29 protein-coding genes and 1 tRNA gene are annotated in these 23,631 nt (G+C 69.7%); 17 read left to right on the forward strand and 13 right to left on the reverse strand.

What is annotated here, in order from left to right:
- Nucleotides 1–149: 149 nt before the first annotated feature.
- Entirely contained in the window at nucleotides 150–935 is a 786-nt protein-coding gene (locus tag C2L59_RS35865; RefSeq protein WP_103353970.1) for a response regulator transcription factor, read from the reverse strand.
- A gap of 246 nt (nucleotides 936–1,181) precedes the next feature.
- Nucleotides 1,182–1,742: a G/U mismatch-specific DNA glycosylase gene (mug, locus tag C2L59_RS35870; protein ID WP_103353971.1), complete on the reverse strand. Its 561-nt coding sequence runs from the start codon at nucleotides 1,740–1,742 to the stop codon at nucleotides 1,182–1,184.
- Between the two features lie 27 nt (nucleotides 1,743–1,769).
- Between mug and C2L59_RS35875 the strand changes: the two genes are divergently transcribed.
- Together C2L59_RS35875 and C2L59_RS48320 are read left to right on the forward strand one after the other, a co-directional pair.
- The gene (locus C2L59_RS35875; RefSeq protein ID WP_103353972.1) at nucleotides 1,770–2,414 is read left to right on the forward strand and encodes a class I SAM-dependent methyltransferase; all 645 of its coding nucleotides are present in this window, start codon (nucleotides 1,770–1,772) and stop codon (nucleotides 2,412–2,414) included.
- 65 nt (nucleotides 2,415–2,479) lie between these two features.
- Nucleotides 2,480–2,656 carry a hypothetical protein gene (locus tag C2L59_RS48320; RefSeq protein ID WP_199199417.1) on the forward strand — a complete coding sequence of 59 codons (177 nt, stop codon included), beginning with the start codon at nucleotides 2,480–2,482 and terminating at the stop codon, nucleotides 2,654–2,656.
- Here C2L59_RS48320 and C2L59_RS35880 read toward each other — a convergent pair.
- Nucleotides 2,597–3,226: a VanZ family protein gene (locus tag C2L59_RS35880; RefSeq protein WP_103353973.1), complete on the reverse strand. Its 630-nt coding sequence runs from the start codon at nucleotides 3,224–3,226 to the stop codon at nucleotides 2,597–2,599. The two genes, C2L59_RS48320 and C2L59_RS35880, sit on opposite strands and share 60 nt — an antisense overlap.
- A gap of 242 nt (nucleotides 3,227–3,468) precedes the next feature.
- Here C2L59_RS35880 and C2L59_RS35885 point away from each other — a divergent pair, with 242 nt between their 5' ends.
- The 4 genes from C2L59_RS35885 (at nucleotide 3,469) to C2L59_RS35900 (ending at nucleotide 7,600) form a co-directional block, all read left to right on the forward strand.
- Nucleotides 3,469–4,548 carry a Gfo/Idh/MocA family protein gene (locus C2L59_RS35885; protein ID WP_103353974.1) on the forward strand — a complete coding sequence of 360 codons (1,080 nt, stop codon included), beginning with the start codon at nucleotides 3,469–3,471 and terminating at the stop codon, nucleotides 4,546–4,548.
- A 39-nt stretch (nucleotides 4,549–4,587) separates the two neighbouring features.
- Complete coding sequence (locus tag C2L59_RS35890; protein ID WP_103353975.1) at nucleotides 4,588–5,367, forward strand: alpha/beta fold hydrolase; 780 nt, start codon at nucleotides 4,588–4,590, stop codon at nucleotides 5,365–5,367.
- A gap of 176 nt (nucleotides 5,368–5,543) precedes the next feature.
- Nucleotides 5,544–7,235: a bifunctional UDP-sugar hydrolase/5'-nucleotidase gene (locus C2L59_RS35895; RefSeq protein WP_103354008.1), complete on the forward strand. Its 1,692-nt coding sequence runs from the start codon at nucleotides 5,544–5,546 to the stop codon at nucleotides 7,233–7,235.
- A gap of 38 nt (nucleotides 7,236–7,273) precedes the next feature.
- On the forward strand, nucleotides 7,274–7,600 hold the full coding sequence (locus C2L59_RS35900; protein ID WP_103353976.1) for an MmcQ/YjbR family DNA-binding protein: 327 nt from the start codon (nucleotides 7,274–7,276) through the stop codon (nucleotides 7,598–7,600).
- Here the strand turns inward: C2L59_RS35900 and C2L59_RS35905 are convergent.
- Together C2L59_RS35905 and C2L59_RS35910 are read right to left on the reverse strand one after the other, a co-directional pair.
- Nucleotides 7,590–8,126, reverse strand: a complete 537-nt coding sequence (locus tag C2L59_RS35905) for a GNAT family N-acetyltransferase (RefSeq protein WP_103353977.1) — start codon at nucleotides 8,124–8,126, stop codon at nucleotides 7,590–7,592. The two genes, C2L59_RS35900 and C2L59_RS35905, sit on opposite strands and share 11 nt — an antisense overlap.
- A gap of 8 nt (nucleotides 8,127–8,134) precedes the next feature.
- The gene (locus C2L59_RS35910) at nucleotides 8,135–8,512 is read right to left on the reverse strand and encodes a nitroreductase family deazaflavin-dependent oxidoreductase (RefSeq protein WP_199199418.1); all 378 of its coding nucleotides are present in this window, start codon (nucleotides 8,510–8,512) and stop codon (nucleotides 8,135–8,137) included.
- 88 nt (nucleotides 8,513–8,600) lie between these two features.
- On the opposite strand from C2L59_RS35910, the gene C2L59_RS35915 reads away from it, so the two are divergent.
- The 3 genes from C2L59_RS35915 (at nucleotide 8,601) to C2L59_RS35925 (ending at nucleotide 10,924) form a co-directional block, all read left to right on the forward strand.
- Nucleotides 8,601–9,251 carry a hypothetical protein gene (locus C2L59_RS35915; RefSeq protein ID WP_103353978.1) on the forward strand — a complete coding sequence of 217 codons (651 nt, stop codon included), beginning with the start codon at nucleotides 8,601–8,603 and terminating at the stop codon, nucleotides 9,249–9,251.
- A 96-nt stretch (nucleotides 9,252–9,347) separates the two neighbouring features.
- Nucleotides 9,348–9,698: a YciI family protein gene (locus C2L59_RS35920; RefSeq protein ID WP_103353979.1), complete on the forward strand. Its 351-nt coding sequence runs from the start codon at nucleotides 9,348–9,350 to the stop codon at nucleotides 9,696–9,698.
- A complete protein-coding gene (locus tag C2L59_RS35925) occupies nucleotides 9,695–10,924 on the forward strand; it encodes an RNA polymerase sigma factor (protein WP_103353980.1) in 1,230 nt (409 codons plus the stop codon). Before C2L59_RS35920 ends, C2L59_RS35925 begins: the two co-directional genes overlap by 4 nt.
- On the opposite strand, the gene C2L59_RS35930 is transcribed toward C2L59_RS35925, so the two are convergent.
- A tRNA-Gly gene (locus tag C2L59_RS35930) sits at nucleotides 10,916–10,986 on the reverse strand. The two genes, C2L59_RS35925 and C2L59_RS35930, sit on opposite strands and share 9 nt — an antisense overlap.
- A 110-nt stretch (nucleotides 10,987–11,096) precedes the next feature.
- Between C2L59_RS35930 and C2L59_RS35935 the strand changes: the two genes are divergently transcribed.
- Nucleotides 11,097–12,290, forward strand: coding sequence for an oxygenase MpaB family protein (locus tag C2L59_RS35935; RefSeq protein ID WP_103353981.1), 1,194 nt, complete (start codon nucleotides 11,097–11,099; stop codon nucleotides 12,288–12,290).
- 56 nt (nucleotides 12,291–12,346) lie between these two features.
- Nucleotides 12,347–12,928 (forward strand): dCTP deaminase, encoded by a 582-nt coding sequence (gene dcd / locus C2L59_RS35940; protein WP_003058109.1) that lies wholly within the window; start codon nucleotides 12,347–12,349, stop codon nucleotides 12,926–12,928.
- Here the strand turns inward: dcd and C2L59_RS35945 are convergent.
- Nucleotides 12,925–14,118, reverse strand: a complete 1,194-nt coding sequence (locus C2L59_RS35945; RefSeq protein WP_103353982.1) for an NAD(P)/FAD-dependent oxidoreductase — start codon at nucleotides 14,116–14,118, stop codon at nucleotides 12,925–12,927. The genes dcd and C2L59_RS35945 overlap by 4 nt on opposite strands.
- A gap of 73 nt (nucleotides 14,119–14,191) precedes the next feature.
- Here C2L59_RS35945 and C2L59_RS35950 point away from each other — a divergent pair, with 73 nt between their 5' ends.
- Nucleotides 14,192–14,662 (forward strand): MarR family transcriptional regulator, encoded by a 471-nt coding sequence (locus tag C2L59_RS35950; RefSeq protein ID WP_103353983.1) that lies wholly within the window; start codon nucleotides 14,192–14,194, stop codon nucleotides 14,660–14,662.
- Between the two features lie 144 nt (nucleotides 14,663–14,806).
- Nucleotides 14,807–15,508: a CAP domain-containing protein gene (locus C2L59_RS35955; RefSeq protein WP_103353984.1), complete on the forward strand. Its 702-nt coding sequence runs from the start codon at nucleotides 14,807–14,809 to the stop codon at nucleotides 15,506–15,508.
- A 46-nt stretch (nucleotides 15,509–15,554) separates the two neighbouring features.
- Here the strand turns inward: C2L59_RS35955 and C2L59_RS35960 are convergent, their stop codons facing one another.
- From C2L59_RS35960 to C2L59_RS35970, 3 genes are all read right to left on the reverse strand, one after another.
- The gene (locus tag C2L59_RS35960; RefSeq protein WP_103353985.1) at nucleotides 15,555–16,577 is read right to left on the reverse strand and encodes a cation diffusion facilitator family transporter; all 1,023 of its coding nucleotides are present in this window, start codon (nucleotides 16,575–16,577) and stop codon (nucleotides 15,555–15,557) included.
- A 17-nt stretch (nucleotides 16,578–16,594) separates the two neighbouring features.
- A complete protein-coding gene (locus C2L59_RS35965; protein ID WP_103353986.1) occupies nucleotides 16,595–17,041 on the reverse strand; it encodes a DUF742 domain-containing protein in 447 nt (148 codons plus the stop codon).
- 319 nt (nucleotides 17,042–17,360) lie between these two features.
- Nucleotides 17,361–19,583: a (Fe-S)-binding protein gene (locus tag C2L59_RS35970; protein ID WP_103353987.1), complete on the reverse strand. Its 2,223-nt coding sequence runs from the start codon at nucleotides 19,581–19,583 to the stop codon at nucleotides 17,361–17,363.
- Nucleotides 19,584–19,737: 154 nt separating this feature from the next.
- On the opposite strand from C2L59_RS35970, the gene C2L59_RS35975 reads away from it, so the two are divergent.
- Both C2L59_RS35975 and C2L59_RS35980 read left to right on the forward strand, forming a co-directional pair.
- Nucleotides 19,738–20,298 (forward strand): TetR/AcrR family transcriptional regulator, encoded by a 561-nt coding sequence (locus tag C2L59_RS35975; protein WP_199199424.1) that lies wholly within the window; start codon nucleotides 19,738–19,740, stop codon nucleotides 20,296–20,298.
- A 21-nt stretch (nucleotides 20,299–20,319) separates the two neighbouring features.
- On the forward strand, nucleotides 20,320–20,757 hold the full coding sequence (locus tag C2L59_RS35980) for a GNAT family N-acetyltransferase (RefSeq protein WP_103353989.1): 438 nt from the start codon (nucleotides 20,320–20,322) through the stop codon (nucleotides 20,755–20,757).
- Here C2L59_RS35980 and C2L59_RS35985 read toward each other — a convergent pair.
- The 3 genes from C2L59_RS35985 to C2L59_RS35995 form a co-directional block, all read right to left on the reverse strand.
- Entirely contained in the window at nucleotides 20,754–20,915 is a 162-nt protein-coding gene (locus C2L59_RS35985) for a DUF397 domain-containing protein (protein ID WP_103353990.1), read from the reverse strand. The genes C2L59_RS35980 and C2L59_RS35985 overlap by 4 nt on opposite strands.
- 1 nt (nucleotide 20,916) lies before the next feature.
- On the reverse strand, nucleotides 20,917–21,756 hold the full coding sequence (locus C2L59_RS35990; RefSeq protein WP_103353991.1) for a helix-turn-helix transcriptional regulator: 840 nt from the start codon (nucleotides 21,754–21,756) through the stop codon (nucleotides 20,917–20,919).
- 81 nt (nucleotides 21,757–21,837) lie between these two features.
- Nucleotides 21,838–22,371, reverse strand: coding sequence for a YbhB/YbcL family Raf kinase inhibitor-like protein (locus C2L59_RS35995; protein WP_103353992.1), 534 nt, complete (start codon nucleotides 22,369–22,371; stop codon nucleotides 21,838–21,840).
- 175 nt (nucleotides 22,372–22,546) lie between these two features.
- On the opposite strand from C2L59_RS35995, the gene C2L59_RS36000 reads away from it, so the two are divergent.
- The gene (locus C2L59_RS36000) at nucleotides 22,547–23,317 is read left to right on the forward strand and encodes a DUF4097 family beta strand repeat-containing protein (protein ID WP_103353993.1); all 771 of its coding nucleotides are present in this window, start codon (nucleotides 22,547–22,549) and stop codon (nucleotides 23,315–23,317) included.
- A 29-nt stretch (nucleotides 23,318–23,346) separates the two neighbouring features.
- Nucleotides 23,347–23,580 (forward strand): hypothetical protein, encoded by a 234-nt coding sequence (locus tag C2L59_RS36005; RefSeq protein WP_146060479.1) that lies wholly within the window; start codon nucleotides 23,347–23,349, stop codon nucleotides 23,578–23,580.
- Nucleotides 23,581–23,631 lie beyond the last annotated feature (51 nt).

The following is a 23,631-nucleotide window of genomic DNA, read 5'->3' on the forward strand; positions in this document are numbered from 1 at the left end:
GTCGTCACTCCAATGTGTTCGGCTCCCCGGCCGGGCACATGTTCGCCTTACTCGCCGGTAACTTCAGGATATTACCTGTGGGTAACCAGAGCAAGCAGATCCGCACTTCCGAGTACCGGAAATCTGGGCTTCCGCCTCGGGAAACCGGCTCAGCGCTGCCCCGGGAGCGCCGTTGTGTCGGCAGTCACCGGAAGGTGGCCGTCCTCCGCTCGGGCGACGAGGATCCCGCTGCGGAAGGCGATCGTCACCGCGTGTGTGCGGTCCCGGGCGGAAAGCTTGCGCAGGATGCTCTTCACGTGCGTCCGGACCGTCTCGACGGACAGGAAGAGCAGCTTCGCGATCGCCGAGTTCTCGAGTCCTTCGGCGACCAGCTGGAGCACCTGGTACTCGCGCCTGGACAGCGGCATCCCGCCGCGCGGCGACGGCGGGCTGTCGTGGGCGAGGTCGCCCTTCGCGGCGGTCGTGCGCTTCGGCCGGGCGGTCAGGGCGGCGAGCGCCGGGTCGATGTAGCGGCGGTCGGTGTGCGCCCGCCGGATCGCTTCGGCGAGCCGTCGTGAATCGATCGACCGCGGCACGATCGCGTGCGCGCCGGCGGCGATCGCGGCCGCGAGGTACTGCTGCGTGCGATTCGCGTCACGGATCAGGGTGACCAGGATCAGCGCGGGGTCACCGGCGTTGAGCAGCTTGGTCAGGTGGCAGTTCGGGTCGAGGGCGGAGTCGAGCACGACGACGTCCGGTTTGACCTGCTCGCACAGCTGCAGGGCGGCGTGGTGGCTGGCGGCTTGGCCCGCCCAGTGCAGCCCCTGGCTGCGGTGGACGAGCGCGGCGAGGCCGTCGCGGAAGATCGGGACGGGGTCGACGACGGCCACGCCGAGACTGCGCCCGCCTGGTCCCGCGGGCCCGCTGGGCCTGCGGCTGGGCTCGATGCCGTGCATCGTGGGCCTCCGTCTCTGCGCCGTCGCCTCCGGTGTCCGGTCCCCCTGCTGGACCGGCCGGAAGTGACTCCTCCTGCTTGGTACGAGTCGCGATTGCGCAGCTCATGACGCCAATTCCCCCTCATGGCCCAACCCGCAGGTCACAGCAAACTGTGGGTAGAAGTCGATCTATCCGAGCCGAACACGGCGGGACCGGATGGGACCTGATGGGGCGGTTGGCACTACTGAGGGTGGCCCGCAGGGCGTTCAACGATTTCGACAGTCTTCGGATGCGGCCCGCAGCCGCCCGAACTCCACCCCCAGCCCGGCCGGCGTCCAGTGCGCGTTGAGCCCGCTCGGGTTCGGCAGCACCCAGACGCGGGTGTCGCCGATCAGCTGTTCCTGCGGGCCGACGCGCGCCTTCGGAAGCCCGAAGGCGGTCCGGTAGGCGGTGATCCCGACAACGGCCAGCCACCGCGGCCGGTACTCGAGCACCTTCGCGACGAGCAGCTTCCCGCCTTCGCGCAGTTCGTCATCGGACAGCTCGTCGGCGCGCGCGGTGGTCCGGGCGACGACGTTCGTGATGCCGAGGCGGAGGTCGAGGAGCTGGTCCTGTTCGCTGGGTTTGTAGAGGCGCGAGGTGAAGCCGCCGGCGTGGAGGGCGGGCCAGAAGCGGTTGCCGGGGCGGGCGAAGTGCTGGCCGAGGGCGCCGGAGTAGAGGCCGGGGTTGATGCCGCAGAAGAGAACGTCGAGACCGTGGGCGATGACGTCGGTGATGGTGGCGTTGTGCGCTGCGGCCAGCTGGTCCTTGGTGGGTCGGGTACTCACCTATCCAGTTTCCGGCACGCTCGACCCATGGAGGTCACCGCGGATGGCTCGCCCGTCGAGGTCTACCTGCTCCTGCCGCCCGACGGCGAAGCCGAGATCGTGCACGCCGCGGTTTCGCCGGGTGCGTCGATCCTTGAGCTCGGCTGTGGCGCCGGCCGGGTCACGCACCCGCTCGTCGACCTGGGGCACGAGGTTGTCGCCGTGGATGATTCGCCCTCGATGCTTGCGCACGTTCGCGCCGAAAGCGTGTGCGCGCGGATCGGGGACCTGGAGCTCGGGCGGACCTTCGACGCCGTGCTGCTCGCCAGTCACCTCGTCAACACCCCCCGCGTCGCGGACCGGCGGGCGATGCTCGCCGCCGCGAAACGCCACCTCCGGCCGGATGGCCGGCTGATTGTCCAATGGCATCCGCCCGGGTGGTTCGACTCCGCCGCGTCCGGCCAGGGTGGCCTGCTCGGCGAGGTCACGATCGAGCTGGCCGATGTCGTCCGCGAAGGCGACCTGCTCTCGGCGACGGTCCAATACGCAGCCCGAGGGCAGCGCTGGCACCAGGAGTTCACCTGCCGCCGCCTGAGCCTCGACGACCTCCTGACCTCGGCCGACTTCCGTCTCCACACCTGGCTCACCGCCGACCACACCTGGTTCTCCGGCGCCCCCGGACGCATGGGGTAGCGGATTCGCCACTTACCTGCGTAACCTGTGTGATCTCCCGCACAGCGCCGTACCGAGGAGGATCCGTGCAGCTTCCGATCGTCCTCGGGCTGGTTGCGCTGGTCCTCGCCGTCGCCGTGCTCGTGGTCGTGCTGGAGGACCGGCGGGCCGCCAAGCGGGCCGCGCTGCAGCGGCAAGCGCGGCTAGCGCGTCTGGGCGAAGTCGACCCGCTCGCGCCGGGCCGGCTGCACGTCGACCGGTGAAGGCCGGAACCGGACCAGCAGGAGCGCGCCGAACACCCAGCCGATGCCGGCGCCGGCCGTGTTGTTCATGAGGTCGTCGACGTCGAAGATGCGGTAGACGTACGGTGCCGTGCCGAAGTTGGCCGTGACCTGCGTGAGCTCGATGACCAGTGATGCCGCGAAGCCGACCAGGGCCGTCCCGATCAGGCCGCGGCGCCAAAGGATCCGGGCGAACACGCCGAGCGGGACGAACAGCAGCACATTCAGGCACGCCTGCTGGAACGTCTGCGTTATGAACCACGCGCCGCCGTGCTTGAGCAGCTCCGTGTGGATGTCGGTGATCCACTGGAACGGGTGCAGCTGCACGGTCTGGGTCAGCCGGCGGGTGCCCGGGCCCGGCAGCGGCAGGAGGACGACCGCGAGGGTCATGCAGCCGTAGAGCAGCACCGCCGCCGTCGCCGCGATCGCGCGCAGGCGCAGGCCGCCGTGGCGGGCGAGCTGGGTGATCAGCTGCGGCACCAGCACCACGACCCACAGCGCGAGGAACCCGATGAACCCGTACTGCAGGGCCGTGACCTGTGCGTTCGTCATGCCACCGACGCTATGGATCTTGCCCCGGGACCGCTTCGGTCGAAGAGCCCGGGCCCCTCGGTCACTCGGCCGACCCGCCGGTGGGCCGATCGGTCAGGGGCGCGGGCGCCCGCCACCTCGGTACCGCCGGACCGGGTGTTACCGAAGTCATGCCGGCGTAACCGGTTGCTGCTTGCGCCGACCCGGGAATGCCCACGACGCTCGGCACGTCGAGGTCTGTGCAGGCAACGAAAGGAACGCTCATGGCACCGGTCCGGGTCGGCATCGTCGGGCTCAGCGCGAACGGCGGCTGGGCCGCGACCGCGCACGTGCCCGCGCTGGCCGCGGTCGACGGCTACGAACTCCGGGCGCTCAGCGGCAGCAACGCCGAGTCCGCGCGGGTGGCCGGCGAGAAGTACGGCGTCCCGCTCACCTTCGGTGACGCCGGGGAGCTGGCCCGGCACCCGGAGGTCGACCTCGTGGTGGTCGCCGTGAAGGTGTCCGAGCACCGGACGCTCATCGAGCCCGCGCTGGCCGCGGGCAAGCCGGTGCTCAGCGAGTGGCCGCTGGGTGTGAGCCTGGCCGAGACCGAGGCGCTGGCCGAAGCCGCTCGCGGGAAGACGACCGCCGTCGGCCTGCAGGGGCGGTCCGCGCCGGCGTTGCGCTACCTGCGCGACCTCATCAAGGACGGCTACGTCGGCCGGGTGCTTTCGACGTCGCTGATCGCCTCGGGCGCCAACTGGGGGCCGAGCGTGCGCGCCGGCCGGGACTACCAGCTGCACCCCGAGGGCGGGGCGACGATGCTGACCATCCCGTTCGCCCACACCGCCGACGCGCTGGCCATGGTCCTCGGCGGCTTCACCGAGCTGTCCGCGACGGTGGCGACCGTGCGGCCGCGGGTGCGTGACGAGGTCACCGGCGAGTCCGTCGAGATGACCGCGCCGGACCAGATCGCCGTCACGGGCGTGCTGAACGGCGGCGCGGTCGCGTCGCTGCACCTGCGCGGCGGGACGTCGCCGGCCACGAACTTCCACTGGGAGATCAACGGGACCGAGGGCACGCTGGTCGTCGAGGCCGCGGACCCGCTGTTCTGGATCGCGAAGCTGACGTTGCGCGGCAGCCGGACCGGCACGCTCGAGAAGCTGACCGTCCCCGCGCGGTACGAGCTGCCGCAGCTGGCCGGCCGCAGCGCCGAGCCGTCGTACAACGTGGCGCACGCCTACGCCCGGCACCTCAAGGGCGACCTGCCCGACTTCGCGCACGCCCTGCGCGTGCACCGGGTGCTCGACGCCGTCGAGCGGTCGGCCGGCAGCGGGGCCCGGGTGCAGCCGGACGCCGAGTAACTGTTACTGCCGGTCGTAGGTTTCCGCTACCCTCGGACCATGGACGACGTTGTCTACGACCGCGCGGGCGAAGGCGAGCCGCTGGTGCTGATCCACGGCATCGGCCACCGCCGCCAGACGTGGACGCCGGTGTTTCCGCTGCTCACGCCGCATCGGGACGTCATCGCGGTCGACCTGCCCGGCTTCGGCGAGTCGCCCGAGCCGGCCGGCGGGTACGGCGTCGAGCCCGCGCTGGTGATGTTCAAGGAGCTCTTCACCGACCTCGGGCTCGACCGGCCGCACGTCGCCGGCAACTCACTCGGTGGCCTGCTGTCACTCGCGCTCGGGCAGGCCGGCCTGGTCCGCAGCGTCACGGCGCTGTCGCCCGCCGGGCTGTGGAACCGGCGCCAGAAGATGTACGCGATCGCCACCTTGAAGGCCCACCGCGCGCTCGCGCAGCGCACGCCGCCGCACGTCGTGCGCCGCATCGCCGCGAGCGCGTCCGGGCGCCGCGCGCTGACCGGGATGATCGTCGGACGGCCCGAGCGGCAGACACCCGACACTGTCGTCGAGGACGCGCACGCGCTCGCCACCGCGCCAGGCTTCGAGCCGACCGCCGCGCAGTCCCGCGGGAACTTCCGGTTCACGGGCCCGGTCACCGATGTCCCGGTGACCATCGCCTGGGCCCAGCACGACCGGATCCTCGCCCGGCCGCGCGTCGCCGACCTGCGGAAAGTCGCGCCGCACGGGATCTTCCGGCTGCTGCCCGGCTGCGGGCACGTGCCGATGAACGACGATCCGGAACTTGTCGCTCGGGTACTGCTCGACGGAAGCTGTTAGGTGACATTCGCTTTACGTCCGTCTTTTGACCCTGGTAGGTGACTGCTTCGCGAGGCAGAATCCTCCGCCGTGCGCCCGTTCGGGGACCCTGGGCGCGAATCGGAGGAACATTCATGAGGCATTTTTTCGGGGGCTCCGGGTGGCGTAGCCCCCGGCCCGGGGCGGAGCCCCGGTTGTTGCAGCTTTCGACCCGGCTCGCGGTATTGGCCGCGGCCGCGCTGGCTACGACGGCGGTGACCACCGCACCCGCGTCCGCGGGCCAGCGCCCGGATCCCACCACCGACGTCCGGATCATCGGGTTCAACGACCTGCACGGCAACCTGGAGCCGCCGTCCGGCTCGAGCGGTCGTGTCGTGCAGTCCGACGGGACCACTGTGGACGCCGGCGGGGCCGCTTACCTGGCCACGCACGTGAAGCAGCTGCGGGCGCAGGTGCGCAACTCGTTCGTCGTGTCCGCCGGGGACAACATCGGCGCATCGCCGCTGACCTCCGCGCTGTTCCACGACGAGCCGACCATCGACTTCCTGAACATGCTGGGCGTCAACGCCTCCGTGGTGGGGAACCACGAGTTCGACGAGGGCTACAAGGAACTGCAGCGCATGCAGTTCGGTGGCTGCCACCCGACGGACGGCTGCCAGTTCCAGAGCACCTTCGACGGGGCGAAGTTCCCGTTCCTCGGGTCCAACGTGTACTTCACCAACGGCCTGCCCGCGCTGTTGCCGTTCACCGTCAAGTTCGAAGGCGGCGTGCCGGTCGGCGTCATCGGCGCCACGCTGAAGGACCTGCCGTCCGTCGTCACGCCGGAGGCCATCAAGGGCCTGAAGTTCGGTGACGAGGTCGAGGCGATCAACCGGACGTCGAACCTGCTCGACTACTTCGGCGTGAAGGCCCAGGTCGTGCTGCTGCACCAGGGCGACGGCACCGAGGTCGAGGGCCCGAACGACTGCAAGCTGCGCCCCGGCCCGGCCGCCGCGATCGCCGCCGCGGTGACGCCGAAGGTCGACGCGTTCTTCACCGGGCACAGCCACCAGCAGTACAACTGCGTGATCAACGACCCGGCGGGTCAGCCGCGGCCGGTCATCCAGGGCTCGTCGTTCGGCCGCCTGCTGTCGGTGGTGGACCTGAAGATCAGCCTGAAGACCCGCGACGTCGTGCGCTCGCAGACCAAGGCGTTCAACGAGATCGTCACCCGCACGGTGACGCCGGACCCGGCCGTGGCCGCGCTGGTCGCCGAGGCGAAGACCAAGTCGGCGCCGATCGCGAACAAGCAGGTCGGCACCATCACCGCCGACCTGCCGGCGGCGGGCAACGCGGCCGGTGAGTCGCCGCTCGGCGACGTCATCGCCGACGCGCAGCTCGCGGGCACGCAGTCGAACAACGCGGTCATCGCGATCACCAACCCGGGCGGCATCCGTGCCGACCTGACGTACAAGTCGTCGCCGAACGGCGAGGGTGACGGCGTGGTGACCTACGGCGAGGCGTTCACCGTCCAGCCGTTCTCGAACATCATGCAGACGATCACGCTGACCGGCGCGAACCTGAAGAACGTGCTGGAACAGCAGTGGAGCGCGAGCGGCACCAAGATCCTGCAGATCTCGAGCTCGCTGCACTACTCGTACTCGGCGAGCGCGCCGATCGGCTCGCGCGTCTCGAACCTCACGGTCAACGGCACGCCGGTCGACCCGGCGGCGACGTTCCGCGTGTCGGTGAACAACTTCCTCGCCGCCGGCGGGGACGGCTTCGCCGAGTTCACCAAGGGCACCGACCTCTCCGGTGGCCCGGTGGACCTCGACGCCCTGATCGCCTACCTGGGCGCGCACCCGAGCCTGGCCCCGCCGGCGGCGGACCGGATCACCCGCCTGCCGTAGTTCCCGTTTTTGCAAGACACCGGGCCGACAATGGACCCATGACGACCTGGGAAGACGTCGTGCGCCTCGCCTCCGGGCTGCCGGAGGTCGAGGTGTCGACGTGGTATCGCACGCCCGCGCTGAAGGTGGCGGGCAAGGGGTTCGCGCGGCTGCGCACCGAGGCCGAGGGTGGCCTGGTGCTGCTGTGCGGCCACGACGAGAAGGCCGCGTTGCTGGATTCCGGCGACGCGGCCTTCTTCACGACCCCGCACTACGACGGCCACGGCATGGTCATCGTCGACCTCGAGCGCGTGGACGCCGGTCAGCTGCGTGAGCTGCTGGAAGAAGCATGGCGGCTGCGGGCGCCGCGCCGGCTCACCACTTGAGCTCGCCCTTGAGCATGCTCATCAGGATCATGTCGTGGCGCTGCCCGTCGAGACCGACGAACGCCTCGCGGTGCCGGCCCTCCTCGACGAACCCGATCTTGCGGTAGACGTGCCGGGCGACCTCGTTGCCGGCGACGACCCACAGCGTGATCTGGTGCAGCCGCATGTTGTTGAAGCCGTAGCGGCACATCAGGCGCAGCGCTTCGGTGCCGTAGCCGCCGCCGGCGCGGTACTCGGCGTCGCCGATGTAGACGTCGAGGTACGCCTCGCCCACTTCGGGCTCGGCGTCCCGCAGGTCGATGACACCGATGAGCTTGCGCTCGGCTTTCGCTTCGATGCCGAGGACGACCTTCTCGTAGGTGTTGACCGCGCGGTCTTCGCAGCGCTTGCGCACCTGGGCCAGCGACAGCGGGTGGTCGTTCTCCATCCAGCGGCCGACCTCGGGGTCGGTCACGAAAGCGTGGATCCGCTCGGCGTCCGCCGGTTCGAGCGCGCGCAGCCGGACGAGTTCCCCCTCGAGCAGCATTTCTCCCCCTAGTCCCGCTTCAGCAGCAGGAAGTCGTGGACGTTCAGCAGGCCGAGGAACTGGCGCACGGGCGTCGGCATCGCTCGGCGTGACTCATCATGCACGAGCTCGGGCGAGTGCACGCGGTAATTTTTCCGCTGGACGATGAGGGTGCAACTTCCCGCGGCCAGCACGTTCTTCACCCAGTCGGTGTCCGGGCCGTAGGTGAGGGCGATGACGAAGCCGTCGCCGGTGTGGAAGACGTTCAGCGGCGTCCGGTACTCCCGGCCGGACGTCCGTCCTTTGTGGACGAGCAGGCCGAAGCCCGGTGCCCAGGTCACGACGTACTTGTTGATCCGGTTGGTCACCACGCGGTTGAAGCGGGCGAGTCCCTTGGGCAGCACCATGACGCCGATGATATCAACAAATGATGAATTAACCGATCGGGTGACCCCGGCTCCCGCTGGGTGGCGCCGCGATGGTGGGATATGGCGCATGTCGACCGAATGGCCGCTGCGCCAGGACCCGGAAGGGCCGGTCATCATCGCGCTGGCCCTGGTGAACGACCCCGACGCGCTCGGTTTCGTCGTGCTGGACGACGAGGACGACTGGTTCATCAGCGACGGCACCGAGCTGTCCGACGACGTGCTGGTCAACCGCGAGAGCTTCGGCAAGCTGTCGCTGCGCGAAGCCTTCGAACTGCTGCCGCAGCTGGGCGCGCTGGCGGACCTCCCGACGGGGATGGCCGCCGACTGGGACCCGGAGCGCCGCACGTGGCTGCTCTCGTCGGTGACCGGTTCAGACGACGAGGACGAGGACATCCGGCTGCTCGCCCAGCGCCGCGCGGCCTGGCGGTACGAGGGCTCCCCGGATGATGAGGCCCAGATCAGCACCGGTCTCACCGAAATCCCCACGGGCCCGCAGCAGCCGGCCCGCGCGGTCCGCCAGGTCGTCCGCGAGCAGGACGGCACCTGGCTGTTCGTCGGCTTCGAGGTCCCGGAGGCGGAGGACTTCGAGGTCGAGGGCCTGGAGCTGGAGCACGTGGCGAACCTGTACCCGGACGTGCGCACGGTCCTGAAGGCGGCGCCGGGCCAGGTCTACGACCGCGCGACGCCGGATTCCGAGTGGGAGCTCGTCGAAGGCTGAGAAAGTCCGGCGCGGTTGTCCAGGGGACGTCCGCGCCGTTCGTCCTTACAGTGAGAACCGGCGATCGGTGCCGGTCAGGACCTGTGAGGAGCAGCCATGCCCAAGTACGCCGCGATCATCTACGCCACGGACATCGACCCGACCGTGCCCGAGGCCACGGACATGATGAAGGACTACGACGAGTTCGGCGCGGGCGCGGCCGCGGTGATCCGCGGCGGCGCGGCGCTGTACCCGACGGCGACCGCGACGACGGTCCGCGTCACCGGCGGCAAGGGCGGCGACATCGTCACCAGCGACGGCCCGTACGCGGAGACGAAGGAAGCCCTGACCGGCTTCTACCTGCTCGAATGCGCGGACCTCGACGAAGCGGTCAGGGTCGCGGCGCGCATCCCGGGCGCCTGGGACGGCGCCATCGAGGTCCGGCCGGTCGTCGACTTCGGCCAGTGACCGGCGCCGGGGACGCGGTCGCGCGGCTGGTCCGGGACGAGGGCACCCGGGTACTGGCCACGCTGGTCCGCGTCACCGGCAGCGTCGACCTGGCCCAAGACGCGGTGCAGGACGCCGTCGTGCGCGCGCTCGAGACGTGGCCGCGCGACGGCGTCCCGGCCAACCCACGCGGCTGGCTGCTCGTCGCGGCCCGCCGCCGGGCGGTGGACGTGGTCCGCCGCGAGGCGAAACGGCTCGGGAAGGAGGCGGTCGCGATGCCACCGGTCGACCCCCACCCCGACCCGGTCTCGGTCCGCGACGACCTCTTGCGGCTGGTGTTCACGTGCTGCCACCCGGCGTTGTCCCTGGACGCGCAGGTGGCGTTGGCGCTCAGGACGTTGGGCGGCCTGTCGACGGCGGAGGTCGCCCGCGGCTTGCTGCTGCCCGAAGCAACGATGGCGAAGCGGCTGACGCGGGCGAAGCAGAAGATCGCGACGGCACGCATCCCGTACCGGGTGCCGGCGGCGGAGGAACTCCCTTCACGCTTGGCCGGCGTGGCGTCGACGGTGTACTTGATCTTCAACGAGGGCTACACGGGCCGCGTTTCGCTGCTGGCGGAGGGCGTGCGATTGGCCCGCCTGCTGGCGTCCCTGATGCCGGACGAGCCGACGGCGCTGGGGCTGCTGGCGTTGGTGTTGCTGCAGGACGCCCGCCGCCCGTCCCGGTTCCGCGCGGATGGCTCGCCGGTGTTGCTCTCCGCGCAGGATCGTTCGCTGTGGGACGCATCGCTCATCAAGGAGGGCGTCGAGCTGGTGGGCCGCGGCCTGCGAAGGACGCCGTCGGCCCCGAACCCGTACGTGATCCAGGCGGCGATAGCGGCATGCCACGACTTGGCCCCGTCGTACGCGGACACGAACTGGGACGCGGTGATTTCCTGGTACGACGTGTTGCTGACGGTCGCAGACACGCCGGTGGTCAGGTTGAACCGCGCGGCGGCGGTGGCGGAACGGGACGGCGCTGCCGCGGGATTGGCGCTGGTGGATGCGTTGCCGGGGTTGGCGGATTACCCGTGGTGGCACGCTTCGCGGGCGGAGTTGTTGCACCGGTTGGGTTCTGCGTCGGCCGTGGAGGCGTTGGCGCGTGCTGAGGAGACCGGCTTGCCTGCTGCGCATTTGGCGCATTCGCGGGCGAGAATGGAAAACGAAAACCCCGGGCAGAACACCCGGGGTTTCGATGAGAGCGGATGACGGGAATCGAACCCGCGTATTCAGCTTGGGAAGCTGATGTTCTACCATTGAACTACATCCGCAGTGCGTCGTCAGCATACACGGCACCGTGATCCCCTTGTCCAGGGCCCTCCTCCTTGACTCATGCCCTTCAAGTGACAACACTTGTTGTCGACGTCGGAGGTGGGCTGTCATGGATGAGCCGGAGCTGTTTCGGCAAGGCGGGTTTCGGCTGGCCCAGCGGCTGTTCATCGATGGTGACATCCGGGGTGACGAGCGGCAGGTCGCTCGGTTGCGGGAGTTCGCCCAGGTTCAAGACCGGCTCGCGGACGACGTCGTCGCCTGGATGGCGCAGCAGCCGAAGGGGCACGGGCGCCGGCTGTTCGAGGCGGCGCTCCATGGCGGGGACAGGGCGCCGGGGCCCTTGAAGGACTTCTTCGACCAGGTGGACGCCAAGCCCTACTGGGTCGATGACGAACGGCTCGAACGCGGCGCGAAAGCCATCACGCGGGCCGGGTTGCTGGGGCTCTTCCCGCTCGGGGACATGTCGCTGATGGGTGGCTACCTCGCCTCGCGGGCCACGAAAGCGCTGGTCGGCACCGGTGAGATCGAGTACAAGGCCACGCGGCGGCTCGTCGAAACCGCCGCCTGGTGGATCGACGTCACCACGCCCGGCGCCCTCAAGCACGGCGGGAAGGGGTACGCCGCCGCGTTGCGGATCCGGCTCGTGCACGCCCATGTGCGGGCCGCCATGAACCGGCGGGATGACTGGGACTACGCCGCCTGGGATCGGCCCGTCAACCAGGTGCAGACCGCCGGCACGCTGCTGCTCTTCTCGCTCGTCTACGTCTTCGGGACGCAGCTGCTCGGCCTCCGGTACTCCGCCCGCGAACGCGGCGACATCCTGCACCTCTGGCGGTACATCGGCTGGCTCATGGGGGTCGACGACGAGCTGCTGCCCACCGGCGAAGAGGACGCCTGGCGGCTGCTGTGGCTGCTCGCCGCCACCGAGTTCATCCCCGATGACGACTCGAAGCGGCTCGCCAAGGCGCTGATCGAGGCCAACGCCGCCGTCGGTGAGGGGCGTGGGGCCGTCGGGAAGGTCCTTTCGCACGTTTCCGTCGCCGTGCACTCCTCGATCAGCCGGCTCGTGCTGGGCAAGACCAACGCCGACTTCCTCGGGCTGCCGAACGATCCCGTCGCGCAGGCCGCGATCGTCGCCGTCGCGGGGGTCAACTTCGCCGCCGAGACCGTGCGGCGGTTCATCCCCGGGGCCACCGCGCTGCAGGAACGGATCGGGCAGGCCGGGCGGCGCGGGTACGTGAAGCGGCTCGAGAAGATCTTCGCGCCGGACACCACCTACGCGCAGCACATGCGGGCCGCCTGAACCCGCTGGTCGCGGGCGTTCTCAGGCGATGCGTCAACACCGGATAGGCTTCGGCCGTGCTGCTCAGTGACCGTGACCTCCGCAAAGAGCTCGACGCCGGCCGGCTCGGCATCGACCCCTTCGATGCCGGCATGGTCCAGCCGTCCAGCATCGACGTCCGGCTCGACCGGTTCTTCCGCGTCTTCGACAACAGCAAGTACACCCACATCGACCCGCAGCTGCAGCAGGACGAGCTCACCTCCCTGGTCGAAAAGGAGGGCGACGAGCCCTTCGTGCTGCACCCCGGCGAGTTCGTGCTCGGGTCGACCTTCGAGCTCGTCACTCTGGCCGACGACCTGGCCGGCCGCCTCGAAGGCAAGTCGTCCCTGGGGCGCCTCGGGCTGCTCACGCACTCGACCGCCGGGTTCATCGACCCCGGCTTCTCCGGGCACATCACCCTGGAGCTGTCGAACGTCGCCAACCTGCCGATCACGCTCTGGCCCGGCATGAAGATCGGCCAGCTGTGCATCTTCCGGCTCTCCAGCTCGGCCGAGCACCCGTACGGCTCCAGCGAAGCCGGGTCCCGCTACCAGGGGCAGCGCGGCCCGACCCCGAGCCGGGCGTACAAGAACTTCCACCGCGTCGACACCTGGCGCTAAGCCGCGACCTTCTCGTCCCAGTCGATGCGGTGGTTCCACATGAAGGCGTTCGGGTCCTCGTCGAACGGCTTCGAGAAGAACCGCTTGATGAAGAAGTCGCGGACGACGCGCCCGACCGGGCCGATCACCTTGTCGTCGCCGTTGCGCTTGCCGGCCGCGACCACGGCCTCCACGCGCTCGCGGCGCAGCCCCTCGTAGGTGGCCAGCGCGCGCTCGACGTCCGGCACGTCGCGGAGGCATTTGCCCAGCGTGACGGCGTCTTCGATGGCCATCGAAGCGCCCTGACCCGCCGCCGGTGACGTCGCGTGCGCCGCGTCGCCGATGATCACCATGCGGCCGCGGTGCCAGACCGGGACCGTCGGGAAGTCGTACGTCGGCCAGGCCGGGTAGATCTTCCGCGTCGCCCGGATGATCTCGGTCGCCGGCGTCCGATCGCGGGAGACCAGGTCCAGGAGCTCCTTCCGCAGGGTTTCGCCGGCGAGCGCGGCCAGCTCGGACGGCGTCGGCTCGGTCTTGCGGGCCGGGTTCGCGAACCACCAGACGCGGCCGTCCGGGCCGACGACGTGGCAGAAGAACACGCGCTTGCCGAACACCATGTTCAGCACGCCGGGCTCGTCGGGCAGGTCCAGCCCGTCGGCGACGCCGCCGGTGTTCAGCAGCCGGACGTACCGCGGCGCCGGCGCGTCCGGGTCGATGATCGTGCGGACCCGGGAGCGGAGGCCGTCGGCGCCGATCAGGAGGTCGCCGTCGGCGTGCGAACCGTCCGCGAAGTCCGCGGTGACGTGCGTGTCCGTCTGGTTCGCGCCGGTCAGGCGCTTGCCGTACTCGACGCGGATGCCGCGGCGGGCGGCCTCGTCGCGCAACGCGACGTAGAGGTCGGAGCGCAGCACGGTCTGGCTCACCGTGCCGTCCGCGAGGGCGCCGCCCAGCGGGAATTCGGCGAGCCGGGTGCCGTTGCCGAGCCCGATCGACATCCGCGGCGAGTCGAAGCCCACGCTGCGGACCACGTCCTTGAGGCCGAGCGGGACCAGCGCGTCCAAGCCGTTGACGGCCAGCGTGAGGAACGCGCCGACGCCCTCCGAGTCGCGGTCGTAAGCCTCGAAGACCACTGGTTCGTGCCCGGCTTCGTGCAAGGCGATGGCGGTGATCGTGCCCGCCACGCCGCCGCCGGCGATCAGTGCCCGTGTCATGTCGTTCGTCCTCTCGAATCTCTTAGAAACTAATTCGTTCTATCGAACTAAAGAGTGGGCTAGGCTGGTCGCCGTGTCAAGCGAGCGCGCGAAACTGGTCGAAGAGGTCCTGCTCGGATCGCGGGAGCTGTCGACGGAGACGGTCATGTTCCACACCGCGATCGCCGAGACCCGGGGACTGTCGGCCGTGGAGACCAAGGTCCTGGACTACCTCGCGCGGTTCGGTTCGCAGACGCCGAAGGACCTGGCGCGGCTGTCCGGCCTCGCGCCGGCGTCAGTGACGGCGATGATCGACCGGCTGGAGCGCAAGGGCATCGTCAACCGCGAGCGCCACCCCGACGACCGGCGCAAGGTCCTCATCGCCCTCGACCTGCGGTCCATCGCGAGCGGCGTGCACCTGTGGGACCACCTCGTGAAGGGCATGCACGAGCTCTGCGACCGCTACACCGACGATCAGCTCCGGACGATCATCGGGTTCGTCCAGGCCGCCACCGCCCTCACTCACGAATCGACGGCAAAGCTGACCGCCGACGGAATGAGCTGAATGGAGTAGCGCGAAAGCGGCCGATTGCCACGAATTCCGGACCTGTCGGCGACGGGAAATGTGACCAGTGCGTTAGTGGGTTCTCGCCGTAATCGTCCCGTGATACGTTCCTGCGCCGTGTCCCCCATTGGTGAACGTGCTCACGTGGTGATGGTGTCACTCAGTGTGCTGCTCGGCGTTTTTTCCGCCGCGGCCGGCACCTGGATGGCCACCGCGGAAGGAAACACCGCCGAGCTCGGCGCCGCGGCCCTGGTGCTGCCGAACGCACCCGCCGGAGCCGGTAGCGGCAGCGGAACCGACCTCGCCGGCGGTCAGGTCCAGACCACCACCCCCGGTCAGCCTGCCGCGCCCACCTCTCCGGCCCCCGCTCCGACGACGTCCTCCGCGGAGCCCACGCCGACCGAGACGTCCTCGGCGCCGCCGCCCACGAGTTCCGAAGCGCCGCCGCCGACCACCAAGGCCGCCGCCCGCGTCGCGCCGTCGACCGCCGCGCAGGTCCTCGCGCTGGTCAACGACGAGCGTGCGAAGGCGGGCTGTTCCCCGCTGGCCGAGGAAGCACACCTGACGAAGGCCGCGCAGGACTACAGCGACCAGATGTCGGCCGGGAACTTCTTCTCGCACACCAGCCCCGACGGCACCACGTTCGACCAGCGCATCAAGCAGGCCGGCTACTCGAAGCCGGGCGCGGAGAACATCGCGAAGGGGCAGACGTCGGCCGCGCAGGTGATGGACGCCTGGATGAACTCCGAGGGCCACCGCGCGAACATCCTGAACTGCTCGCTCAAGAAGCTCGGCGTCGGCTTCACCAAGGCCGGTTCCTACTGGGTCCAGGACTTCGGGTACTGAGGGCCGCTGAGGGCTCCGAGAGGGCTGCCCGGAGGACTGCCGAGCGCTACTGGGCCGGCCCCGGTTTGCTCCACCGCTCGGCGATGTCGCCGTACCGCGCCAGCACCGTCGCCCGCAGCTCCGGGTCCGACCGCGGCACCGGCTCGATGAACACCTCGGTGACGTCGTGGAACTGCTCGGTCAGCTCGGACGCGAGCCGCACGCACGCGCGTTCCAGGTCGCCGGCGCCGAGCGAGTCGTCGAAGTCCACGCGGGTGCAGACGAGCACCTGGTCGGTGCCCATCAGCATGGTCTGCAGGTCGACGACGGCCTCGATCTCCGGCGCGCCGAGCAGGTGTCCGCGGATCTCGCGGACCAGCCTCGGGTGCGCCTGCCGGCCGACCAGCAGGCCGCGGTTGGTCCGGCCCAGCAGGTAGGCGACGCAGGCGAGCAGCAGGCCGATGGCGATCGACGCGATGCCGTCCCAGATCTCCGAGCCGGTGAGCTGGTGCAGCCCGATGCCGCCGAACGCCAGCAGCAGGCCGACCAGCGCGGCCGAATCCTCGAACAGGACGGTCTTCGGCGTCGGGTCGTCGATCAGCCGCAGGTACGCCCACAGCGACTGGTTCTCGGCCTTCGACTCGCGGACGACCTGGCGCACGGCCTGCACCCAGGACGTCCCTTCGAGCAGGAACGCCACGGCCAGGACGATGTAGCTGAGCACGGACGTGCTCTGCGATTCGCCGTGCCCGAACAGCGTCGAGACGCCCTCGTAGAGCGCGAACATCGCGCCCGAGGCGAAGATCGAGACGGCGGCGAGCAGCGACCAGAAGTAGCGCTCCTTGCCGTAGCCGAAGGGGTGCACGCGGTCGGCCGGGCGCGCCGAGCGCTTCAGCGCCGTCAGCAGCAGGACCTCGGTGATCGTGTCGGCCACCGAGTGCGCCGCCTCCGACAGCATCGCGCCGGAGCCGGTGATGATGCCGGCGATCAGCTTCATCACGGCGATCGCCAGGTTCACCCCGCCCGCGAGCAGGACGGTCAGAGTGCTTTCGCCCCCGGAGCCACCGGAGTTCGCGGATTCCTCGCTCACTCCTGTGAGCGTAATGCTCAGAGGCGCCGCAGGCCGTGCAGAACGCGTTCCATGAGCGCCACCGCGGGCCGGCCGTCGGAGCTCGTGCGGCTGTCGTGGATGGTGACCAGGCCCTGCTCGGCCATGTCGTCCAGCAGGACGCGGACGACGCCGAGCGGCACGCTCAGGTTCGCCGCGACCTCGGCGACCGAGCGCGGCTGGTGGCAGAGCGAGCGCACCGAGCGGAACTCACCGGTCAGCCGGGCGCCGTTCCAGTGCGCGCCGGCGCGCGTCGAGACCATCGCTTCGATCGCGAGGTGCCGCCGCGACTGCGTCCGGCCGCGCGTCAGGACGTACGGGCGCACGAGTGTCCGCTGGGCCGGCACGGGATCCTGGCCGACGGGAGGCGGGAACCGATCCCCGACTTCGTCGGGAGCGGTGCGGAGAGCGTGCCGTCCGGTGGTCGTCCGCCGGTCCTCGGCCATCCGTGCCGCCCCCTGATTCCGTGATCGTCAATGGTGCCCTCGCTGGCAACGGCGGCGGCGAGGAAAGGCCAGGATACGCCGCTTGTCCAGGGTTCAGGCCGTCGTTTGTCCTTCACTCGATGGGCCAATTCAGTGATTATCATGAACATTTTTCAAGAAAACGATTACCACGATGAAGCCGCAGCTAGCGGGCCTGCGGCGCAGGACAAACCTGTGACAACGGGTAGCTGAATGGCTACCTGATCACGAAACTTCCCGATCACGGAAAACGGCCCCGATCAGGACATCCTGACCGGGGCCGCGCCGCGAAAATTTCGCGTCACTCCTCCGCGAGCGACGGCGCTCCGAGCGCGATCGGCTTCGGTTCCGGCTTCCGCTTGACCGCCTCCAGCAGCATCTGCGCGACGTCGACGATCTCGACCTTCTCGCTCGCGCTGCCGTCGGCCTGGCGGGCCGTGAGGCCGTCGTTCAGCATCACCTTGCAGAACGGGCAGCCGGTGGCGATCTTCGACGGCGCGGTGCCGAGCGCCTCGTCGACGCGCTCGACGTTGATCCGCTTGCCGATCTTCTCTTCCATCCACATCCGCGCGCCGCCGGCACCGCAGCACATCGACTTGTCGCCGTGCCGCGGCATCTCGCGCAGCCGCGCGCCGGTCGCGCCGACCAGCTCGCGCGGCGCCTCGTACACCTTGTTGTGGCGGCCGAGGTAGCACGGGTCGTGGTAGGTGACGTCCTCGGCGACCGGCGCCACCGGCACCAGCTGCTTCTCGCGGACCAGGCGGTTCAGCAGCTGCGTGTGGTGCACGACGTCGAACTGGCCGCCCAGCTCCGGGTACTCGTTGGCGAGGGTGTTGAAGCAGTGCGCGCAGGTCACGACCACCTTGCGGGCCTTGCGCTCGCGGCCTTCGAACACCGAGTTCAGCACCTCGACGTTCTGCTGCGCCAGCATCTGGAACAGGAACTCGTTGCCGGCGCGGCGGGCCGGGTCACCAGTGCAGGACTCCTCCGAGCCGAGCACGGTGTACTTGACGCCCGCCATGTGCAGCAGCTCCGCGACCGCGCGGGTCGTCTTCTTCGCGCGGTCCTCGAACGCGCCGGCGCAGCCGACCCAGAACAGGTACTCGGCGTCGCCGAGGTCACCGTCGAAGACCGGCACCTCGAAGTCGAGGTCCTCGGTCCAGGCCAGCCGGTCCTTGGCGTTCTGGCCCCACGGGTTGCCCTTGTTCTCCAGGTTCTTGAACATGCCGTTCAGTTCGCTGGGGAACGCCGACTCGATCATCACCTGGTAGCGGCGCATGTCGACGATGTGGTCGACGTGCTCGATGTCGACCGGGCACTGCTCGACGCAGGCGCCGCAGCTGGTGCAGGACCACAGGACGTCGGGGTCGATGACGCCGCCGGCAGCACCATCGTCGCCGATCAGGGCCTTCTGCGACTCGGCGATCGCGAGGACGTCGATCCCGGCGTACATGTTGTCCCCGGACAGGCCCACTTCGTCGCCCGCCATGTCCCGCTTGCCGCCGGCCATCAGGTACGGCGCCTTCGCGTAGGCGTGGTCACGCAGCTGCGTGATGACCAGCTTCGGCGACAGCGGCTTGCCGGTGTTCCACGCCGGGCACTGCTCCTGGCAGCGGCCGCACTCGGTGCACGTCGAGAAGTCCAGCCAGCCCTTCCAGCTGAAGTCCTCGATCTTGCCGACGCCGAAGGTGTCCTCGTCGGGGTCGGCTTCCTCGAGGTCGAGGACCTTGCCGCCGCTCATCATCGGCTTGAGCGCGCCGAGCGCGACGCCGCCGTCGGCCTCGCGCTTGAAGTAGATGTTGAAGAAGGCGCTGAAGCGGTGCCAGGCGATGCCCATGGTCATCGTGCGCGCGACGACGATCAGCCAGACCGTGGCGCTCATCAGCTTGACGAACGCGAAGATCGTCACCAGGTTCGGGCTGGCCGGCAGCAGCTGGCCGATCGGGTTCGAGACGAAGGAGGCCCACATCGGGCCTTCGTGGGTGTTCAGCGCGGACTTCGCGGCGCGGACGCCGATGATGCCGATGCCCTCGATGAGCACGACGGCCTCGACGAAGTACGCCCACTTGAAGCTCGACCCGGCGAACCGCGACTGGCGGTCGGCGCGGCGCGGGTGGTTGCGCTGCCGGATCGCCATCAGCACCAGGATGCCGACGATCGTGCCCAGCCCGAGCAGCTCCATGAGCAGCTGGAACGGCGGGAAGTCGTCGAGGTACGGCCAGCCCCAGGTCGGGACGAAGACCTCGCCGTAGGCCTCGAACAGGGCGAGCGAGCCGAGCAGGAAGCCCCACATGACGAGCCAGTGGGCCGGGCCGACGCTGCGCTTGCGGTTCATCCGCGTGTGCGCGGCGAACTCCTTGATCAGCGTCTTCATGCGCGGCCAGAACGGGCCGTTGCGCGTCGAGTCGGGCTGGCCGAGGCGGATCACCCGCACGAAACGGGCGATCGTCGCGGCGAACATGCCCCAGGCGACGAGGCCGAGCACGACGGAGATCCCGCCGAGCGTCAGTTGCAGAGCGCCCATCGTTCGGGTGCCTTTCGTCCGGGAAACTGTGGTGGTGCCGGGAGACTAACCTTCCTTACTGATGAGTAACCCGTTGAGTGGCCTTAAGTCCCACCGATGTGGTGTACGTCGCTCTTTGTTTTGGGACGATCGTTCAGGTATTTTTCACCCTATGGTGAAGCTGCAAGTGGACGGCCGGAAGGCGCGCGGCGAGAAGCGGCGTGCCGAACTCATCGAGGCCACGCTGCGGATCATCGAGCGTGACGGCGTCGCCGGCGTCACCCACCGGACCGTCGCGGCCGAGGCCGGCGTGCCCACGACGTCGACGACCTACCACTTCTCGTCGCTGGACGACCTCCTGATCGCGACGCTCATCTCCTGCGCCCGCGACATGGCGACCGAGGTCTACTGGATGATCGACCGGGCCCGGTCACGCGGGTCCCGCGGCGCCGAGGAGGTCGCCGGGCTGCTCGCCGAGGCGCTCGGGCCGCGGCGCGGACGGACGATGGCGGAGTACGAGCTGTACCTCCTGGCCGCGCGCAAGCCCGAGCTGCGCCCGGCCGCGCGGCGCTGGCTGGACGTCCTGACCTCGATGGTCCGCCACGACGACGAAGTGGCCTTCCGCGTCTTCCTCGCGGGCATCGACGGGCTGCTGATCCAGGGCCTCATCGACGACGAGCCGCCGTCGGCCGAGGAGCTGCGTCCCGTTGTCGACTACCTGCTGAAACCGCGTTGACGGCTCGGTTAGCTTCGGATCATGCGGACCTTTGGCGACTGCGAACTCGACGACGACCGCGCGCGGCTGGACCTCGACGTGGTGTGGAAGTTCCTCTCCACCGAGGCCTACTGGGGCCGTTGGCGCACGCGTGAGCAGGTCGAAGCGGCCGTCGACGGCTCCTGGCGGGTCGTCGGCGCCTACCGCGACGGCTCGATGGTCGGGTTCGCCCGCGCGTTCTCCGACGGCGTCTCCTCGGCCTACCTCGCCGACGTCTTCGTCGTCGACTCCGCCCGCGGGACCGGCCTCGGCAAGGAGATCGTGCGGGAGATGATCGACAACGGTCCCGGCGCGCGGTTCCGCTGGATGCTCCACACCGCCGACGCGCACGGGCTGTACCGGCAGTTCGGCTTCGAGGAACACACCAAGGGCCACTACCTGGAGCGCGAAGGGCCGAACGCGGGGAACTTCGTCCGCTAACGCGTGAGGTCGGCGAGGAGCGCGTCCCACGATCGGGTGGACGTTTCGAGCGTTCCGCCCGGGCGGTCCTTCGTGTCGCGGATCCGCACCACCTGAGCGAGCGCCACCTCGACGCACTCGGCCTCTTGCCCGCTGTAGGTCGACTTCCGCCAGTTCACGTCAGGCCTCCAGTTCGGCGATCACCCCCTCGATGAACGCGCGCGATGCGTCCACGTCCAGGGCGAGGGATCCCATGGTCTTCGCAGCCGACTTGTAGTCCGCCACCTGCTCCTCATCGTAGATGTAGGCGCTCCCGCGATGCTGGTCCAAGAAGACGATGGCAGGCAGGTCCGAATACTCGAAGACGCTGAAGGAACCGTTGAGGCCGGGGTGGAAGCCGCCGCCGGCCGGGACCACCCGCACCGCGAGCCGACGCGGCAGGTCAATGAGGTGACGGAGCTGTTCGGCCAGCGTCTCCGGGCCGCCGATCTGCTGCCGGAGCGCAATCTCGCCGAGCAGGATCGAGCACTCCGGCGCACGGTGCTCACGCAGGGCCGCCTGCCGGGTCATGCGCACCCGCAGGCGCTGCTCGACCAGCTGCGCGGGCGAACCGCCGTACGACAGGACCGCCCGGGCGTAGTCGGGCGTCTGCAGCAGGCCGTGCACCAGCATCGGCTGCCAGCTGAAGATCGCGGCCGCCGTGCGCTCGTACTCGGCCAGCGTCGTCAGGATCGCCGGCGCGTCCGGCATCTCCTTCTCGGCCCAGTTCGGCTCGCGGGCCGTCCGGACCAGGTCGAACAGCCGGGCGCGTTCCACGGCGGGCACCCGCAGCTGCCCGAGCAGGACCGCGACCTCTTCGATCTTGGGCACTCGCAGGCCGAGCTCCCAATTGGACAGTTCGGCCGCGTGCACGCCGGTGGCGCGGGCGAGCTCGCGCAACCCGTACCCGCGCGCCTTCCGCGCTTTCCGCAGCCCGAACCCCAGCGCTCTCGACCGGGGTGTCGCTATCGGTGGTGGCATGACCGCAGTGTGTCAGCGGGGTCCGACAAAAACGGGCCCGGCTCCGTTGCCGATCCGCAACGGCGCCGGGCCCGGGGAAGCTCAGCCCTTGTTCTCGTACACCGGCGTCAGCACCGCGCGGGCCAGCGTGCGCCCGAACATGTTGAAGCCGAGGAACGCCGGGGTCGCGTCCTCCGGCACGTCCAGCTTGTCCACGTCGAGGGCGTGCACCGCGAAGTAGTAGCGGTGCGGGCCGTGCCCGGGCGGGGGCGCCGCGCCGAGGAACTGCTTGACGCCGCCGTCGCCCTTCAGCGTCACCGCGCCGTCGGGAAGGCCGGAGCCGTCACCCGCGCCGGACGCCAGCTCCGTCACCGAAGCCGGGATGTTGAACACCGCCCAGTGCCAGAACCCGCTGCCCGTCGGGGCGTCCGGGTCGTAGCAGGTGATCGCGAAGCTCTTCGTCTCCGCCGGGAAGCCTTCCCACGACAGGTGCGGCGATCGGTCCTCGCCGCCGGCGCCGAAGATGCCGGACAAATGGGGCGTGGCCAGGGTTTCCCCGTCGGCGACGTCGTTGCTGCGGAGGGTGAACGACGGCACGTCGGGCAGGGATTCGTACGGGCCGGGTGCTTGCGGCATGGATCCTCCTGATCACGGAACTGGAGACGTTCGCCAGGCTAGGCCCCGGGCACCTCCCGCGCGTCTCAGGGAGGGATCTCAGGGTCTTTCGGGGGGTTACCCCCATGTACGGCCCGCGCACCCCGTCATAACGTCTTCTTACGCAGAGGAAACAACACTGAGGGGACCAACGAGCATGGCGCGCCCGCTTCTGGCTCTGGGAGGCATCGTCCTGATCGGCGTCGGCCTGGCCACCGCGTTCGGCTGGGGCTGGGGTTCGGATTTCGGGGACACCGGGACCGTTTCGCAGACCATCCGCAGCGTGAAGCTGGAAGCCGATTCGGGGTCGGTGAAGGTTCGCGCCGGCTCGGGGGCGACGACGGTGCACCAGGAGATCAGCTACAACTGGCGGAGCAAGCCGTCGGGCCCCTTCTACCGCGTCGACGGTGACCAGCTGGTGCTCGGCGACTGTGGCCTGAACTGCACGGTCGACTTCGAGGTCGTCGTCCCCGCGGGGGTGCCGGTGACGGGGGACATCGACTCGGGCGGGCTGGACGTCGCGGGGATGTCCAGTGTGGACGTTCACGTCGATTCCGGGCACGCGAAGGTCGAGGACGTGGCCGGCGCGGTGAAGCTGCGGATGGACAGCGGTTCGATCGACCTGGAGAACGTCGGGCCGGTCCGGCTGCAGAGCCAGTCCGGCAGCATCACCGGCAGCGAGGTGAACGGCCCGGTCGACGTGACGTCCGCCAGCGGCAGTGTCGAATTCACGCTGGTTCGGGCGAACGACGTGAAGGTGCACGCCGAGAGCGGCGGCATCGACCTGACCGTGCCGGGCGGGTCGTACCGCGTCGAGGGCGGCAGCGACAGCGGGCACCGCGAAATCGGCGTGCGGAACGACGGGACCGCCCAGCACGTGCTGGACCTGACGACCGAAAGCGGCAACGTCACGGTCCGCGCGGCCTGACCTTTTTTCTTACTACGGGGGCATTTCCGATGGGCAGGATCGAACGGCGCGTGCTGGTGGCCGCGCTGCTGGGGGCGATCGCGACGTTCGGCGTCGTGGGCTTCGCGCGCGGGGAGGCCGCGGAGACGCCGGCGCAGGGGGTGCCGGTCTCCGCGGATTCCCACTATCGAGTGACTTCCTGGGTCGGTACCCCGGCAGAAGTGGTTGTGCAGCAAGGAAACTCGGACTTCTCCCTCGCCTCCTGGACCGGCCGCCGCTCCTGATTTGTCGGTGGTCGCTGTTAGGCGGTGTGCCGGTGAGTAGGTAGGCGGGAC

Origin of the sequence: Amycolatopsis sp. CA-128772 (genome assembly GCF_002904295.1) — a bacterium.
GTDB lineage: Bacteria > Actinomycetota > Actinomycetes > Mycobacteriales > Pseudonocardiaceae > Amycolatopsis.